Below are 15,535 nucleotides of genomic sequence, written 5' to 3'. Positions count from 1 at the left end.
ATAACTCGTACAACATTATTGTACAATGCTAAGGGGCGAGTATGGGAGACAAGAAACCGGGTTTCTTGAGGCGGTTTGGGTGAAGATGCAAACCGTCTGACAGAAACCCGGTTTCTATAGCAAAATGTTTCAGGGTAAGGCGTTATAGCAATAGCCAGAGAAGGTAAGACATTAATAATGAGTGAAAACCATCTCATCAGAAGGTTTCCCCGTTGGTGTGTTACTGCGGAGGGTTTGAATCGGTTTGAGCCAGCAGATTAGGATAAAACAAAATTTGGGGATACCAAGACTAATTTTATAGTCACTTATTCACCATAAGGTAGAGTTGGTTGATGCATTTTAAGTTTTTCATAGAGAATTTTTCGTTTCCGATATAGCATTAATATTTTGTGATGTTTTTCAGGATATTTCCATTTGATATACTTAAGAAAATCATCAATTGTACAAGATTTTTTGAAGCCGCCATTCCAAAGATGAAAACCATCACTAATTTCTTGACAAATGGGAATAATATTCTCAGGTTCTGCCGCCAAAAATCTATAGTTTTCTTTGTCATATAAATGATGTCCTACCAGTTGTAGGGTTGGATTGTCATATTTGTTACGAGTAGCACCTGTAATTTGACAACATTTGTTGTTCTGGTTTTTGACAAATCTAACAGCACTCTCAATCTGACTATCCGATGGAGATGGAGCCAAAGCTAGGTATTCTAAAACGGGCGGAGCCACTTCTCTAACCCTCTCGCAATACTCTCGCCTTTCTTGCGATCGCAAAGTCAAAGATAGCTCTATACTTAATTTTTCCAAACCTGATAGTGAGAAATGTACATCTTTTTCTATTAGATCGAAGTCTTCACCGAATATCATTGGGTTATCAGACATTCTAATCGATGCCCTGGCTTCAGCCAGTCTATCCTTATTAGTTCGGAATATTTTTACAACATCTCGATAACTTAGCCAATGTCTCTGATTTTTTACCAGCAAAGAAGAACTATGTTCATAAATTGAACGACGAACTTTATTATCAATCTGCTCAATGCGGTATTGTTCAACTAAGATCAACACCGATTTGATCGTGGCATCATTAACAATTCCTTCTTTCTCTAAACTCCTGGTAACGGCGATCGCACCTTCACGAGAAAAAAGCCTAATAGGTTTTTCGGCAATATAATTCTGAACAATAAAGTGGAGCGATTCTTGAAGTATTAAATCAACGGAAATTAACCTTTCAACAAAATCATCAAACTCTTTTAATGTGATTTCTAATGCTTCGACTAATTTTTTTTCTTCAATATAGAAAATATCTCTCTCAATCAATGACCATGATTAAATTTCAAAACTAAGACTTTTGTACATTAAATCGATTCGCTCAAAAATCATGCGATCGCCCGTCTCTGGATTATCAGGATGATAAATCTTTGAAAGCCGATAATAAGCATTCTTAATATCTTGTTTTGTCGCTGTTTTGGGATCTAAGTCAAAGACTTGCCACGGCTTGAAATAATTAAAGACGTTGACACCGTTAATACAGCCATAACCCTGCTGATATCGCTCGTGGGGGAGAATATCAATAAATCGACGATATAACATCTCCCAGGTTGATTTCAACCGAAAATCGGGTATTTTTATGCCCTCTGTGGCCATCTTAAAAGCTCCAGACTGCTTTAGTTCTTTGGTATTTTTGACCTTAAAACGGCGGTAAATGGCGCTTTTTAACTCATCAATACTGAGTGAATTTTCTGGAGTCTCTTCCTGATAAGCACTTCGGAGAACTAAATAAGCAAATTGTTCCAGGCTTGGTACATCAATTTGCCCATTTTGCGCGATCCGAGCAATCTCATGCCGTACTTCTTGAGGTAGGACTAATAAAACCATATAGCGTATTTTAAAATGACAGGTTGAGAAATGTGTATCCTACATTAGTCAATTCTAGCAGTAAATTTCGGGTAAGGGACAAGAAACCGGGTTTCTTAACCATATTTCGGTGAGGATGCAGAGATTGTCATAGAAACCCGGTTTCTGGGGTAAAAATAAATAGAGAAACCGGGTTTTTAGGTTTTTAGGGTAAGTTCATGCCGACGGTTTGAGACTGTCGAACATGACCATAAGCGTTAATCACTTCTTGATTAATGGCTACCGTGGTGGTGTCATAAGCTTGCATGGCAATCTTGGGATAACAGCCCAAGGCAATAATTAACACCAAAAAACTCAGGGCGATCGCTACTTCACGAGGACGGGCATCTAAAAACTGCGCTTCTCCCGGTAAGATACAATTAGTTCCAAAGCAGACCGCTGCTTGGTTGATGATAAAGTCTTCTCGTAACTCTGGGTCGGTGAGGTCACAAGCCGGCACTTCTTTCGATCCGTAAAAAGAACCGTAGAACACTTCCCGAACCATTGATAATAAATAAATCGGGGTGAGAATGACTCCCACCGCGCCTAAGAAGACGATCGCAAATCGGAAAGCCACACTATAAAATTCACTGGTAGCAATGCCAATAAATACTGCCACTTCACTGGCAAAGCCACTCATTCCCGGTAAAGCAATAGAAGCCATTGCCCCAGCGGTATAAAGGGCGAAAACTTTGGGCATAAACATTCCGATGCTACCCATATCTTTCATGGTCATAGTTTGGGTGCGATCGTAAGTAACGCCGGTCAGGAAGAACAAGACTGAGGCAATTAGACCGTGGGAAATCATTTGCAACATTGCCCCATTGACGCCGATATCGGTGAAGGAGGCAATGCCAATCAGCACAAAGCCCATGTGCGAAACCGATGAATAAGCTAATCGCCGTTTCATGTTGGTTTGGGCAAAGGAAGCTAAGGCACCGTAGATAATATTAATGACACCCAGGGTGACTAATACCGGGGCAAAGTAAATATGAGCATCGGGCATTAATCCCATGTTTAAGCGCATGATGCCATAAGCGCCCATTTTCAGCAAAACTCCGGCCAAAATCATGGACACTGGGGCAGATGCTTCCCCGTGGGCATCCGGTAGCCAAGTATGGAAAGGTAGGGCAGCGAGTTTGACCCCAAAGGCAAAGAGTAATCCCGCATATAGCGGCAGTTCCAAGGCTAGGGGGAAGTCTTTTAAGCCGAGTTCGGCAATATCAAAGGTGATTGGACCTGGACCGGCGAAGGCTAGGGCGAAGGCTGCCACTAAGATGAAGATGGAAGCAGCGGCAGTGTAGAGTAAGAATTTCGTGGCGGCGTATTGCCGTTTCGGGCCACCCCAAATGCAGACCAGCAAGTAAACCGGGACGAGTTCCAGTTCCCACATGATGAAAAATAGCAGCAGGTCTTGGGAGATGAATACGCCGATTTGCGCCGCGTATAAGACCAGCATTAGGAAGTAGAACATCCTAGGTTTGCGATCTAGTTGCCATGCGGAAAGCAGGGAAAGGGTGGTGACAAATGCCGCGAGAAGTACCAAGGGCATGGACATTCCATCGACGGACACCGCCCAACTGATGCCTAGTTGGGGAATCCAGGTGAATTTTTCGGTGATTTGAAAGGTGGCGAGTTGTGGGTCGTATTTTTGCCAAAAGAGTACGCAAATTAGTACCAAGTCGGCGATCGCCACTGACAAGGCATACCAACGCAGCACTTTTCCATCGCGATCGGGGATGATTGGCACCAGGAATGCTGCCAGGAAGGGCAGGGCAAATGTGGTGGTTAACCAAGGAAATGAATCAGTAAGCATTGCAGTGGAAGTTGAGCCCAAACATGGGCCGGTGAAAGAACTGTGAAAATATTATCTCTGTTTTTTACTTTTTATTTAAATTTTTTTCATTGTGGCGGAAACTGATTGGTAGTACATTAGGGAAAACCTTATCCAGTATGGTTTAGAGATGCGATCGCGTCTCGGCCTAGGCCATAAGGGACAGAGGCGATCGCGATCGTTGGCTCAATGGTTTTCCATAATAATTTATCGATAATAATCATAAGCAATATAAGTAATTATAAAAACCAAATTATCAAACCCAATAATAGAGATTAACTTAATCCCCACTTATCACCGGCAAAGAGATTAATTTTCCGCAAAATGTTATTTTCACATATCTTTGTAAAATCAAAAAAATTATAAAAACTATTGACAATTCAGCATTTTTTGGTAATATAGTCATTATAAGATACGGTGCCTAACTATTGGCAATTGTTAATTATTTTCCCCCGCTCCCCCGCGAAGAGAGAAAAGAGAAAAGAGGATAGAGAGAAGAGAATTTTCCTCTATCCTCTTTCCTCTATCCTCTTTCCTCCTCTTCTCCCCTGCTCCCCCGCACCAGAAGCTCCTCTGCACCCCACACCCCACACCCTACACCCTACACCCCAAAAAGCTGCCTATTCCCTTGGGTGAAACTTGCGATAAAGCATCCCTTTAATCGGTTGATTTCCTTTTAAATGTCGTTCGACCACCGCTGGAACTTCTTCGGGTCTAACTTGGCAATACCAAACTTGTTCTGGTTCCACCAATACCATCGGACCATTGCCACATTGTCCCAGGCAACCCGTCCCCTCGGCGATCGCATTTTCTATGGGCATTTGTTGAAACGCTTGTAACACTTTTTCTGCCCCTTGCTTCCGACAAGTTCGATTAATACAAACCAAAACTTTTCTCTGAGATTGCTGTACGATTACCATATTTTTATCGGCGATTGATGATATCATTTATTTTTGATTAAATTTGGCTTCTATAGATTCAATAATTTCCGTAAATTGAGCGATAGTATCGGGTAATTGATCCCAATCAAATGGTTCTAGTTGATTTGCCACCTGATTGGCATAGTTTAACAAATCCCCTAAAGGATATTTCTCTGCCCACTGGTTTAAGCGCTCGGAAAATGCTTGTAATTCTCTAAATTTCATTTTTTGACATAATTCTGGCCAAATATGTGTTTGTTCTATGTCCAGTTGATCCATTAATTCCCGAAATGCTGCCTCATTGATTAATGGCACTGGTGACTGCATCATTTCAGGATTCAGGCGATCGCTGGCTCGATCTATATCTATAATAGAATTGTTTGGCTCTCGGTCAGGCTTGACGCTGGATTGAACTGGATCTAAATTTGGCTCGATCGCGATCGGCAATTTACTCTCAGCGATCGCGGAATCAAACACCCTCACATTAGGAAACTTAAACGTAAAAATAGAACCAGAATTTAACTCACTTTCGAGTTCAATGGTTCCCCCCAAAATTTCTGTAAGTCGTTTGGTAATTGCTAATCCTAAACCTGTACCACTATACTTACGTTTACTCTGTCTATTGCCTTGGGCAAAAGCATCAAAAATATGCAATTGATCTTGAGGGCTAATCCCGATTCCCGTATCTTCTATGCTCAGGGTTAAACTGACGAGTTGTAAAGCAGATTGATTGATGATTTCCGAACCTGGTAAGCACTCATTCAAGGATGACTCACTCTCTGGAAAACTATGGGTATTTTATTTGGTGCTGAGAGAAATTTTAATAAAACCCTCTTCGGTAAATTTGAGAGCATTACCGACAACATTAAAAAGTATTTGACGCGGCCGTACCTCATCAAAATAAAGGTTCTGAGGAAGCTTTTCGTCAATCTCACTAAAAAGTAACAAATTTTTTTGACTCGCGGGGTGAGAGAAAATTTGTTCAATTTCTTGAATCACCATCCTGATGTCAACGGGTTCATAACTGACATCTAGTTTCCCGGATTCAATTTTCGACAAGTCTAGGATATCATTAATCAAAGCCAGGAGCAGTTTGCCACTAGAGGCGATCGCCTCAACATAGCTTTTTGACTTATTTTCAAGTGGGCTATTTTTCAGCAATTCACAAAACCCAAGAATGGCATTCATTGGGGTGCGGAACTCATGGCTCATATTGGCAATGAAATTGCTCTTATATTGGCTGGCTATTTCCGCTTTTTCCTTAGCCAGTTCCAGTCTTTTATTAGAATCAATCAGTTCTTCAGTTCGCTGCATCACCTCCTGCTCTAAAGTCTGATTATATGCCGCTAAAAGTTTCTCTGCTTTTTGCTGTTCCCGGATTGCTGCTGCCAGTTGTTCACTGATTTGTAAATTTTTGTTAGTTCGCTGCTGCACCGCTACTTATAATAAAAATTGACGATGGAGAATTAAATACACTTAAATAGTGATTAAGCTGGTAATGAACAATTCACTTAATCTAGCTAAAAGCACAAGCAATAGGACTAAGGTTAATCCAGTGATACCCAATACCCATTGATTTGAATGATGTCTAATTTCTGGCAGTTGATTCTGAAGGTTTGCATCGTCTTGATCAGGGTTGATTTTAGCAATTAATTAAGATTTAATTGAACCAGATATCTGAGTAAAATTTGGGTGTAACATTTAGGTAAATTTACTCAGATACAGAAAAATGCAGACGAGAAGATATTCTAGAATTAGTCTAAGTTTCTAGATTGTCCAAACCCCATGAGGCAAAAATATGCTTTAAGAGACTTGAAAAGACAAAATTAAATAGCGCAAAATTCCCAACCGAGATAACCACTCAGTTGCCAAGGTGACATTTTCGCCTTTCTTGAGCTTGCCATCATGCAGGAGTTTTCTGACTATGGGATAAGTTGGCAGAGTATTTACGGTAATATCATCCTCAATTTTGCTGATAAATTGAGTGGTTTTGGCTAAATTTTGATAGTCAGTCAAGCTAATATTACTGTCCACTTTTCCGTAAGTAAAGTCTATGTCAAATGGGATAAAATTGCCCATAAATTTGAGTACAGGCATAAAAGTTTCTGCTTGAACAAAGTCGCTAATCGCCAGTTGGCCACCGGGCTTAAGGACTCTTCGTGCTTCTCGGAAAAATTGCTCTCGGCTAGGAAAATGAAAAATGCACTCTACCGCTGTAACCACATCAAATGAATTATCCTCAAAGGGCAGTTCACAGGCATTGCCTTGGACAAATTGAATTTGATTGTTATTTTGCGGTTGTACTTGTTCTCGGGCGCGTTCGAGTTGACGTTCGTCGATATTTAATCCGACTAATTCCAGATCAGAAAAGCGTTCATTTAGGCTGGCGATAGTGCCGCCAAATCCACAACCACAGTCAAGAATTCGCTTTCCATTGCCGACTTTTCCGGCATCACAAACCCGACGAGACAGACGTTCTGCGGCTTTGGCAAAGTCGGAGATCGAACCATCGGCAGCAGCGGGATAATCCCAATATCCCCAGTGAACATGACGGCCAAATGCTTCTAATGCCTCTGGGTTTTGTTTGCCAAATTCTTCAAACAGGAGATCGAAATAAGGAAGATTAATATTTGGGTTGGCCATAATGTTGCTCCTTAATTTAAACCAAATCATCTGGATGATCTATGGGATTATCTGCAACTTCCCGATCGCCCAAATTAGACGGGGGGCGATCGCTACTCCAAGCCCACCAAGCGCAGCCACATTTACACTGATAAAACTCCTGCCACTTGCGGCGATTTTCTGGGGTATAAACGGGCGATCGCCGGTTAATCCAAACTTGGGTGGCTTCCAAAGAACTAGCGTAGCAAGTCGGACAACAAAACTGATAAGCGTGAACAGCCTCTTTCGTCCATTCGGGAGGAATTGGCGCAAAAGCATCCATAGGTGACAATACTATAGGTGACAATTAGGTGACAATATTAAAGTTAATGATTTGGCATCACAGGGGTGGCTTTTGAATTTAGCCTTTTTGATCAAATCAAAAGTCGCCACGGATTTTCTGGGGTGGCGATCGCTGCAAAGCCTGCGGAAAAGCAGAGAAATCAAATAGCCCCCGGCTTTAGCATTCGGTGAATGCCGCAGTGGATTTAAGCGGTCTACAATACCCAGGTTACAAGTTATCGTATTTTATTTTCAGAGATATTGCCCAAAGTCTGAGAATTAACTCATTATGGATCCAGCGATTGAAACTTACCGCTTACTCGATATCATGCCTGCCAGCGGACGGATGCTGACAAAAATTCAAAGCCAGCCCCAACAACCCACGGTAATTTCGAGTCCATTTCCCAAACCTTGGGATAAACCCAGATTGATTTTAGTTAATTTTGACCTTTGGGCGCGATTATCTCAAAGTCAGCGAGATTTATTAATGTTAAGAACCGTTTGTTGGCAGTTGAATATCCAATGGTTCAAAATCGATATTTATCAAGGATTAGTGGCAGCCGGGGTCTTAGGAACTTTGTTAGAAATGGTGCAAGTGGATGCCGTCGGTATCGTCATTGCCGGGAGTCTAACCGGACTAGCTGTTTCTCAAATTTGGCGCAATCAACGCAGTTCCCAATCGGAGTTATTGGCCGATGAAGCAGCACTTCAAGTCGCCCAACGGCGGGGCTACAGCGAAGCCGAAGCCGCCCAATATTTGCTTGAATCAATTCAAATAGTGGCCAAAATTGAAGGGCGACCCAGCTTAAGTTTTACCGAACTGATTCGCTGTCAAAATTTACGGGCGATCGCTGGTCTTTCGGCTTTCAGTGTTCCCGAAGGAGAAATTCGTGAATAGTTTTTATTTGTTGATTGTTGTTGGTTGATTGTTGTTGGGTAGGGATTCTTTTGTTGTTTGTTGTTTATTTTTTGTTGTTTTTTATTACTTTTCGCCATTTGCCAAAAATCAACAATCAACAATCAACACTCAACACTCAAAGAATCCCTACCCAACAAACAACAATCAACAATCAAAGAATCTTTACCCAACAATCAAAAACCAATTTATCGATCTACTTCTGTCACTCGCCAACTAAGTTTCAGGTTTAGCCAGAAATTCCAAAGCGTGACAATTGCGATCGCAATAAAATTCGCCACATAGCGACCTGCGCGAAACGAATTAAACCCTAACAAATTAAACATCACATTCAACAACACAATATTTAATCCGACTCCTCCTAAGCAGACCAAATTAAACTTCAAAAACCGCTTAAATCGCTTCTTCCAACCCCGTTGATGAATGGACATATCGGCAAAAGTCCAGGCATCATTCCACAAAAAATTATTCACAATTGCCGCTTCCGCCGCAATAATTTTACTGCGAGTCAATCCCCAGGCCAAAGTAGTCGGGTCACTTAATAAATAAAGCACCGCCATATCCACAAACACCCCAGAAAAACCCACAATGCCAAACCGCAAAAAACGGCCAATCCGCCATAAATCTAACCGTAAACGCACCAAGTGGCGCAAATAATCGACATACTGTTTCCATGTCACCTTACTTTCGCCCTCTAAGCGTTCTTGAAACACATAGCCCACTTCTGCCACTTTGCCGATATCTCCCCGTCCCAGGGTTTCAATCAAAATTTTGTAACCCAGAGGATTCATGGTTTTACCAACCAGGGCTTGGCGACGCACCATAAAATAACCACTCATGGGGTCAGAAACCCGCCCCACCACTCCGGGCAAAATAATTAACCCTAATGTCTGAGCTCCTCGCGATAAAAAACGGCGAATCAAACTCCAATCACTCACCCCACCCCCTTCTACATGGCGAGAAGCCACCACCAAATCCACATCAGCTTGTTCTTTGATAATGGCCAACATTTGTAATAACACTTCTGGAGGATGTTGCAAATCCGCATCAATTACGCCAAAAATTTCTCCATTTGCTACTTGCCAACCGCGAATCACCGCCGTAGAAAGTCCCCGTTCATCTCGCCGACGCATGACTCGTAATTGAGGATATTCTCCCATGATAGATTGGGCAATTTCCCAGGTTTTATCTGGACTATTATCATCCACCACAATTAACTCATATTGGCCAGGAATAACTGAATTTAATAACCGGGTTATTTGTTCTACAATTGCCGGAATATTTTTCGCTTCCTTGTAAGTTGGCAGCACTAAAGATAATAATAATTGACTTTCATTTGCTCTTGTATTGTGTGACAAAATCTGTAATGAACTAGAGGGAACATCAAGAAGTGAATTGGTTTGCTGTTTATTCATTTTAATTCCTTAGACGTTTTTGGTAGAATTAAGTAAATTGTCGTTGGTATAAAGGCAATCAAGCCATCAACACCCAGTAAAAAATCAGAGCTTCCCTTCAATGTGAACAAATAATAAGTATAACTACTCAGGCAAAAAATTAAGCTAGTATTCACAAATCGTTGCACATCGGAATCTTTGATCGGAAAAACCAGGAATGCGATCGGAATCAGAATTGTAACGTACCAGGATGGATTCCAGGGTGTGGCAAACAAGAAAAGTAGTAAAGATGTCCATCCTATGGTTAATATTAGATGAATCTCTGAATAGCTTTTTTTTCTAATTCTCCAATACATTCCGTACAAAGTTGCAGCATAGTATAAAATATAGGCCATATAACTTATCCATTTAGATAATAGATAAACTCGATATGCGTATTCTCCACTCAAAAAGCTTGGAAGGATATTGGTAATATTCCTAAATATAGTTATCAAAAATATGTGTAATGATCTATTCGTTCTGAACGAAACACCAGGGTTAGTTAAGCTTGACCAGGCATCTAAAGACCCCAGACAGACAAAACTTACAATACAAATGACAGCGATCGAGGCCAGGAAAGAGAGTATAATAGTATTGTATTTTTTCTTACTAATTAAATAGAATAACATTAGGGGCATCCAAATAATTGGTATAGTTTTAGTGAGAATACCCACCCAAATTAGCATAACTGATAGAAACAAATACTGAAAACGAATGCTACGGATAAGTAGAATCAAAGACCTACACAGAAAAACATCAATGTGAGCCTGACTCACTTGTTCAAAAAGTAATATAGGATTGACCAAATAAGCAATTACTATAATTTTTTTCAAATAATCCTCTTTCAGTAAATTCCATATCAATCAAGCGTTAAGCACATGAAATATCAAACATAAAAACTTAAATATATATATTCCTAAACTAATATTAATGGTTGTGAATAAGGCTGATATGACAAATAAAAATTGAGAAATTAGGCCGTAAGTCGAGGTTTGAAGCCAGGAAAAATATGGAGATACTTGAGAGTAAAAGTCTCCGGCAGGAACAATGTATGGATTGATTCCATTCAAAATCATTAAACCTGAATGTAGATATGTATATATATCGGTCTTAGTATTTGGGTAAGAGATAAATGCAAGCAGCAAAAATATGGAAGAAGGAGCGATCGCTTGGACGAACTTGACCCTAGATCCTATTGTCGAGTCTTGTTGATCATTGAGTTTTGCCTTTCGCAACCATATTAAGTAGAGTATATTCAAAGCTATATACTCAGCACCGATCCTGAGATCGTTATAAGTCAAGCTGGCATCACTAACCCCAACCTCTAAGCGATATTGCTTAAGCAACAATTCTGCACAGAGAATAAAGCAAAATACCAGACTAATAAATTCGATTTTTATGCGTTTAAACATACATTCCCTTAATTACTAAGTTTAGTAGCAACAGAATCAATCGCTAACCAGCGCAATTAACTCACTCATATTGGCCGGAAATCACTGAATTTAATAACCGGGTTAGTTGTTCTACAATTGCCAGAATATTTTTGGCTTCCTTGTAATTTGGCAGCAGACAATAGTAATTGAATTTCACCGTAAATGAGATTTATCGGAAATATTGTTAATGAACCTGTTGGAACATTAATGGCCGATATATTGAACTTTTGATTCATGATTTTTTCCTGTAAATAAAAACATTTTTTTGTGCTGCAATTATCAGCGATCACTAAAACATTTAATTAATATAAATAACAAAATAAAAAAATATTACTAATTAGTCAAACAGCTAATCTTACTGAATTAGGCAAAAATTAACTTTTGTTAATTAAAATTTTTAGAAAAAAAAGCGATATACACCAAAAAACCATTATATCTGATTTTAGCAAAAGCAGAGCGATATGTTAGATTATGACAAAAGATTAAGTCATAGAATTGAAACAAATAAGTAGGTGTCAAAGGTTTTAAATGATGTTCAACTACTTACTCAAGTATCTGGTAACTTGATCTGGTAACTTGATCTGGTAATTTTTGTCACCGTATTTTTGGTTTTTTCTCCTTGATGTGTGCAGCTTTTTGGCTCAAAGGCAACCCTGGAAAGCATAGGATCTAGTCAGATTAAATCTGGGCAAAGCTTGGCGGCCAGAGAAAAATTGTGTATTTTTTGCTACATTGGCCTCAACTCAGGCCAGCCAAGTTGATCTATATGTCTATATGTCATTCACATGGATAGGGAACCGTGAAATATTTTTTCTTAACCGAAGGTTGGACTGTTGGACGGGTCTGGGGAGTTGGCGGACTATGGAACGCTTTAGCTTGGCGGCGCGAACCAGAAATTGAGAAAATGAATCTGGCGATTATCGAGCAAGGGGAGAAGATGTGGCTTTACCGGGTAGAAGACGCTGTATTGATGCTCGAAGTTAAACCGCTCCCTGAGTTGGTTCCCAAAGAAAGTAGTATCGGCCAAGTGCTGATTAAACGGTTAATGAACTCAGATCAAGTGATCGAGTGGCTGTGTACTTTACAAGCCACTTGTGAAATAGGTCGAGATCGGCGCAGATAACCCGGATGGGCTAAATTGGGGCATCTAGGATCCGGCAAATCGCCAATTAATCTAAATTGACTATCTCAGAGTGCTTGCAATTGTTTCCCACAATCGATACACTTCTTTAAATGCCGATCATATTTGATGGAAGGCAGCCGTTAACCTTCCCTAACCGATCAGCAGGAGATTAGCCGCTCTTGCTAGTAGGCTTAGGAAATATTAATAAAAAGCTGAAAAAGCGTAAAAGTAAAAATCTCACATTGAGGAGGAAACGGAGTCAATGGGACTACCGTGGTATCGAGTACATACAGTCGTGCTGAATGATCCAGGCCGTCTGATTGCTGTACACCTGATGCATACTGCCCTTGTGGCAGGCTGGGCTGGCTCTATGGCCCTCTATGAACTCGCCATTTTCGATCCAAGCGATCCCGTTCTCAACCCCATGTGGCGACAAGGTATGTTTGTCATGCCCTTCATGGCTCGTTTGGGGGTCACTGATTCCTGGCGGGGTTGGAGCATTACCGGAGAATCCGTCTCCGATGTTGGTCTGTGGAGCTTTGAAGGTGTTGCCGGTGCTCACATTGTGCTGTCTGGCTTGCTGTTCTTAGCCGCAGTTTGGCACTGGGTTTACTGGGATTTGGAACTTTTCACCGATCCGAGAACTGGTGAACCTGCCTTAGACTTGCCAAAAATGTTTGGCATTCACTTGTTCTTATCTGGTCTGCTTTGCTTTGGCTTCGGTGCTTTCCACCTGACTGGTCTGTTCGGGCCTGGAATGTGGATTTCTGACCCTTATGGTTTGACAGGTCATGTCCAACCTGTGGCTCCAGAGTGGGGACCCGATGGCTTTAACCCCTTCAATCCCGGTGGGATCGTGGCTCACCACATCGCTGCGGGTATTGTGGGAATTATCGCCGGAATTTTCCACTTAACGGTTCGTCCCCCAGAAAGACTTTACAAAGCCCTGCGGATGGGGAACATTGAAACGGTTCTCTCTAGCAGTATTGCCGCTGTATTTTTCGCAGCTTTCGTCGTCGCTGGAACCATGTGGTATGGCTCCGCTGCTACCCCAGTCGAACTGTTTGGACCGACCCGTTATCAGTGGGATAGTGGCTATTATCAGCAAGAAATTCAGCGTCGCGTGCAAGCGAGTTTGGCCGAAGGTAAGAGCCAATCTGAAGCCTGGGCTGCAATTCCCGAAAAACTGGCTTTTTATGACTATATCGGCAATAACCCTGCCAAGGGTGGTTTGTTCCGGGTAGGCCCGATGAACAATGGTGATGGACTAGCTCAAGGTTGGCTAGGTCATCCTGCGTTCACGGATAATGAAGGTCGCGAGTTGTTCGTGCGCCGTCTGCCCAACTTCTTTGAAACTTTCCCAGTGGTCTTAGTGGACGCTGATGGCATTGTGCGGGCTGATATTCCTTTCCGCCGTGCAGAATCTAAGTATAGCTTTGAGCAAACCGGCGTGAAAGTTTCTTTCTATGGTGGTGAGTTGGATGGTCAAACATTTACCGATCCAGCCGTAGTGAAACAGTACGCTCGTAAGGCTCAATTGGGCGAACCTTTTGAGTTTGACCGAGAAACTCTCGGTTCTGATGGGGTGTTCCGTACCAGCACTCGCGGTTGGTTTACTTTTGGACACGCCTGTTTTGCTCTGTTGTTCTTCTTCGGTCACATCTGGCATGGTTCTCGGACTATTTTCCGGGATGTGTTTGCCGGTGTGGAAGCAGATTTGGAAGAGCAAGTGGAGTGGGGTCTGTTTGCCAAAGTTGGTGACAAGACCACGCGGACTCAGCCAAAAGCTTAATTGTTCTTTATGGGCTGATGATTTTTTGGGAAAAAGGTCTGACAAGCATTCTATTCTGCGTGTTTAGAGTTTGTTAGACCTTTTTCATACATTCTTGGTAAACTAATGTAAAAGCAATTATTGGGAAGTTTTGACATTATGCAAAGCGTCGCTTACATCTTAATGCTGACTTTGGCTCTGGGAGTTCTGTTTTTTGCGATCGCCTTTCGTGAGCCTCCAAGAATCGAAAAGTAGTCACAGGTAAAACCTTGAGTGCTTTTTTGACTGAGCCACCCCCATATGAACTCGCTTTCAGGCGATCGCAGATGCCTGAGCCTGCGGGTCGGAGGTTGGCTCAGAATTTTTTGTTTAATTGATTAGCCAAAAAACTGGCGATTCCCAGCCTTTGTAACTGTTTTGTTGATCCTTTTTGATGTTGAGAAGGATAGAACCTGAAAAAATATTTCCCGATCGCACCAAAAAATATGCGTTTTTTTGCCTAAAATAATTTCTAACACGAATTGCTAAAAGCAAAAATCACTCATCAGAGAGCAAAACCCTCAAAACCTCACCGCCTGCCAGCGATCGCTCCAGGCAACGGTTATCTCCTCCCAGGAGCGATCGGCAAATCACTCAGCAACCAATCCATCATGGATTCCACACTCAGCCCGTTTTGACCAGAGGACAAAAATTATGCGCTGTCCATTTTGTCAACATACAGACAGTCGGGTTCTAGAATCACGAGCCGCAGAATCTTGTCAAAGTATCCGCCGACGGCGAGAATGTCTAGAGTGCAAACGTCGTTTTACCACTTATGAAAGAATTGAATTTGTACCCGTGACAGTGATCAAAAGAAATGGCTATCGGGAGTCTTTCGATCGCTCTAAGTTATTACGGGGTATTGTTCGGGCTTGCGAAAAAACTGGTGTCGGTGCGGCCAAGATTGAAGCTCTCGTCGATGATATTGAAGCACAACTTCAACAAGCGGTGATGAGAGAAGTCAGTAGCAGTGAAATTGGTGAGATCGTTCTGGCTCAATTAGCACAACTCAATGAGGTCGCTTATGTCCGATTTGCCTCAGTTTATAGAAAATTTCAAGGTATTCGGGATTTTATCGAGACCTTAAATCATCTCCAGAGGCAGCAAGATAGCTCTGAGACACTGACTCAACCCCCACAGACAAATTCAGATGTCCTAGATGCCCTAGATGTCCTGCCTTGTGAGGACGATCTGACCCTCAATTCCCGATAATTTCTCCGATCCTTAACCA

14 protein-coding genes are annotated in these 15,535 nt (G+C 41.7%); 5 read left to right on the top strand and 9 right to left on the bottom strand.

What is annotated here, in order from left to right; genetic code table 11:
* Nucleotides 1–305 precede the first annotated feature (305 nt).
* The 8 genes from ABWT76_RS19630 to ABWT76_RS19595 all read right to left on the bottom strand — a co-directional run bounded on the left by ABWT76_RS19630 (nt 306) and on the right by ABWT76_RS19595 (nt 7,590).
* Entirely contained in the window at nt 306–1,316 is a 1,011-nt protein-coding gene (locus ABWT76_RS19630; RefSeq protein WP_354634831.1) for a hypothetical protein, read from the bottom strand.
* 9 nt (nt 1,317–1,325) lie between these two features.
* The gene (locus ABWT76_RS19625) at nt 1,326–1,874 is read right to left on the bottom strand and encodes a J domain-containing protein (protein WP_354634830.1); all 549 of its coding nucleotides are present in this window, start codon (nt 1,872–1,874) and stop codon (nt 1,326–1,328) included.
* 184 nt (nt 1,875–2,058) lie between these two features.
* On the bottom strand, nt 2,059–3,708 hold the full coding sequence (locus ABWT76_RS19620) for an NAD(P)H-quinone oxidoreductase subunit 4 (protein ID WP_054467233.1): 1,650 nt from the start codon (nt 3,706–3,708) through the stop codon (nt 2,059–2,061).
* 638 nt (nt 3,709–4,346) lie between these two features.
* A complete protein-coding gene (locus ABWT76_RS19615; protein WP_054467231.1) occupies nt 4,347–4,646 on the bottom strand; it encodes a ferredoxin in 300 nt (99 codons plus the stop codon).
* A gap of 27 nt (nt 4,647–4,673) precedes the next feature.
* Nucleotides 4,674–5,411: an ATP-binding protein gene (locus tag ABWT76_RS19610; protein WP_354634829.1), complete on the bottom strand. Its 738-nt coding sequence runs from the start codon at nt 5,409–5,411 to the stop codon at nt 4,674–4,676.
* 33 nt (nt 5,412–5,444) lie between these two features.
* A complete protein-coding gene (locus ABWT76_RS19605; RefSeq protein WP_054467227.1) occupies nt 5,445–6,080 on the bottom strand; it encodes a two-component sensor histidine kinase in 636 nt (211 codons plus the stop codon).
* 369 nt (nt 6,081–6,449) lie between these two features.
* Complete coding sequence (locus ABWT76_RS19600; RefSeq protein WP_190877250.1) at nt 6,450–7,289, bottom strand: class I SAM-dependent methyltransferase; 840 nt, start codon at nt 7,287–7,289, stop codon at nt 6,450–6,452.
* A gap of 16 nt (nt 7,290–7,305) precedes the next feature.
* On the bottom strand, nt 7,306–7,590 hold the full coding sequence (locus ABWT76_RS19595) for a hypothetical protein (RefSeq protein WP_054467225.1): 285 nt from the start codon (nt 7,588–7,590) through the stop codon (nt 7,306–7,308).
* 288 nt (nt 7,591–7,878) lie between these two features.
* Here ABWT76_RS19595 and ABWT76_RS19590 point away from each other — a divergent pair, with 288 nt between their 5' ends.
* Nucleotides 7,879–8,487, top strand: a complete 609-nt coding sequence (locus tag ABWT76_RS19590) for a DUF3318 domain-containing protein (RefSeq protein ID WP_054467222.1) — start codon at nt 7,879–7,881, stop codon at nt 8,485–8,487.
* A 206-nt stretch (nt 8,488–8,693) separates the two neighbouring features.
* On the opposite strand, the gene ABWT76_RS19585 is transcribed toward ABWT76_RS19590, so the two are convergent.
* Nucleotides 8,694–9,920, bottom strand: coding sequence for a glycosyltransferase (locus tag ABWT76_RS19585; RefSeq protein WP_054467221.1), 1,227 nt, complete (start codon nt 9,918–9,920; stop codon nt 8,694–8,696).
* 2,250 nt (nt 9,921–12,170) lie between these two features.
* Here ABWT76_RS19585 and ABWT76_RS19580 point away from each other — a divergent pair.
* The 4 genes from ABWT76_RS19580 (at nt 12,171) to nrdR (ending at nt 15,516) form a co-directional block, all read left to right on the top strand.
* Nucleotides 12,171–12,494: a hypothetical protein gene (locus ABWT76_RS19580; protein ID WP_054467218.1), complete on the top strand. Its 324-nt coding sequence runs from the start codon at nt 12,171–12,173 to the stop codon at nt 12,492–12,494.
* A gap of 262 nt (nt 12,495–12,756) precedes the next feature.
* Nucleotides 12,757–14,286 carry a photosystem II chlorophyll-binding protein CP47 gene (gene psbB / locus ABWT76_RS19575; RefSeq protein ID WP_054467217.1) on the top strand — a complete coding sequence of 510 codons (1,530 nt, stop codon included), beginning with the start codon at nt 12,757–12,759 and terminating at the stop codon, nt 14,284–14,286.
* A gap of 138 nt (nt 14,287–14,424) precedes the next feature.
* Nucleotides 14,425–14,520: a photosystem II reaction center protein T gene (locus ABWT76_RS19570; protein ID WP_072160801.1), complete on the top strand. Its 96-nt coding sequence runs from the start codon at nt 14,425–14,427 to the stop codon at nt 14,518–14,520.
* A 438-nt stretch (nt 14,521–14,958) separates the two neighbouring features.
* Nucleotides 14,959–15,516: a transcriptional regulator NrdR gene (gene nrdR / locus ABWT76_RS19565; RefSeq protein WP_054467216.1), complete on the top strand. Its 558-nt coding sequence runs from the start codon at nt 14,959–14,961 to the stop codon at nt 15,514–15,516.
* Nucleotides 15,517–15,535: the final 19 nt, after the last annotated feature.

The organism is Planktothricoides raciborskii GIHE-MW2, assembly GCF_040564635.1.
Classification (GTDB): Bacteria; Cyanobacteriota; Cyanobacteriia; order Cyanobacteriales; family Laspinemataceae; genus Planktothricoides; species Planktothricoides raciborskii.
Note: the sequence above shows the minus strand (reverse complement) of the source record. Positions and strands in the feature narration are given on the sequence as shown.

Bases quoted from the DNA above. Each gene is read 5' to 3' on its own strand.
- ABWT76_RS19625 (WP_354634830.1), bottom strand. From the start codon at position 1,874: ATGGTTTTATTAGTCCTACCTCAAGAAGTACGGCATGAGATTGCTCGG.
- ABWT76_RS19620 (WP_054467233.1), bottom strand. From the start codon at position 3,708: ATGCTTACTGATTCATTTCCTTGGTTAACCACCACATTTGCCCTGCCC.
- ABWT76_RS19615 (WP_054467231.1), bottom strand. From the start codon at position 4,646: ATGGTAATCGTACAGCAATCTCAGAGAAAAGTTTTGGTTTGTATTAAT.
- ABWT76_RS19600 (WP_190877250.1), bottom strand. From the start codon at position 7,289: ATGGCCAACCCAAATATTAATCTTCCTTATTTCGATCTCCTGTTTGAA.
- ABWT76_RS19595 (WP_054467225.1), bottom strand. From the start codon at position 7,590: ATGGATGCTTTTGCGCCAATTCCTCCCGAATGGACGAAAGAGGCTGTT.
- ABWT76_RS19590 (WP_054467222.1), top strand. From the start codon at position 7,879: ATGGATCCAGCGATTGAAACTTACCGCTTACTCGATATCATGCCTGCC.
- ABWT76_RS19585 (WP_054467221.1), bottom strand. From the start codon at position 9,920: ATGAATAAACAGCAAACCAATTCACTTCTTGATGTTCCCTCTAGTTCA.
- psbB (WP_054467217.1), top strand. From the start codon at position 12,757: ATGGGACTACCGTGGTATCGAGTACATACAGTCGTGCTGAATGATCCA.
- ABWT76_RS19570 (WP_072160801.1), top strand. From the start codon at position 14,425: ATGCAAAGCGTCGCTTACATCTTAATGCTGACTTTGGCTCTGGGAGTT.
- nrdR (WP_054467216.1), top strand. From the start codon at position 14,959: ATGCGCTGTCCATTTTGTCAACATACAGACAGTCGGGTTCTAGAATCA.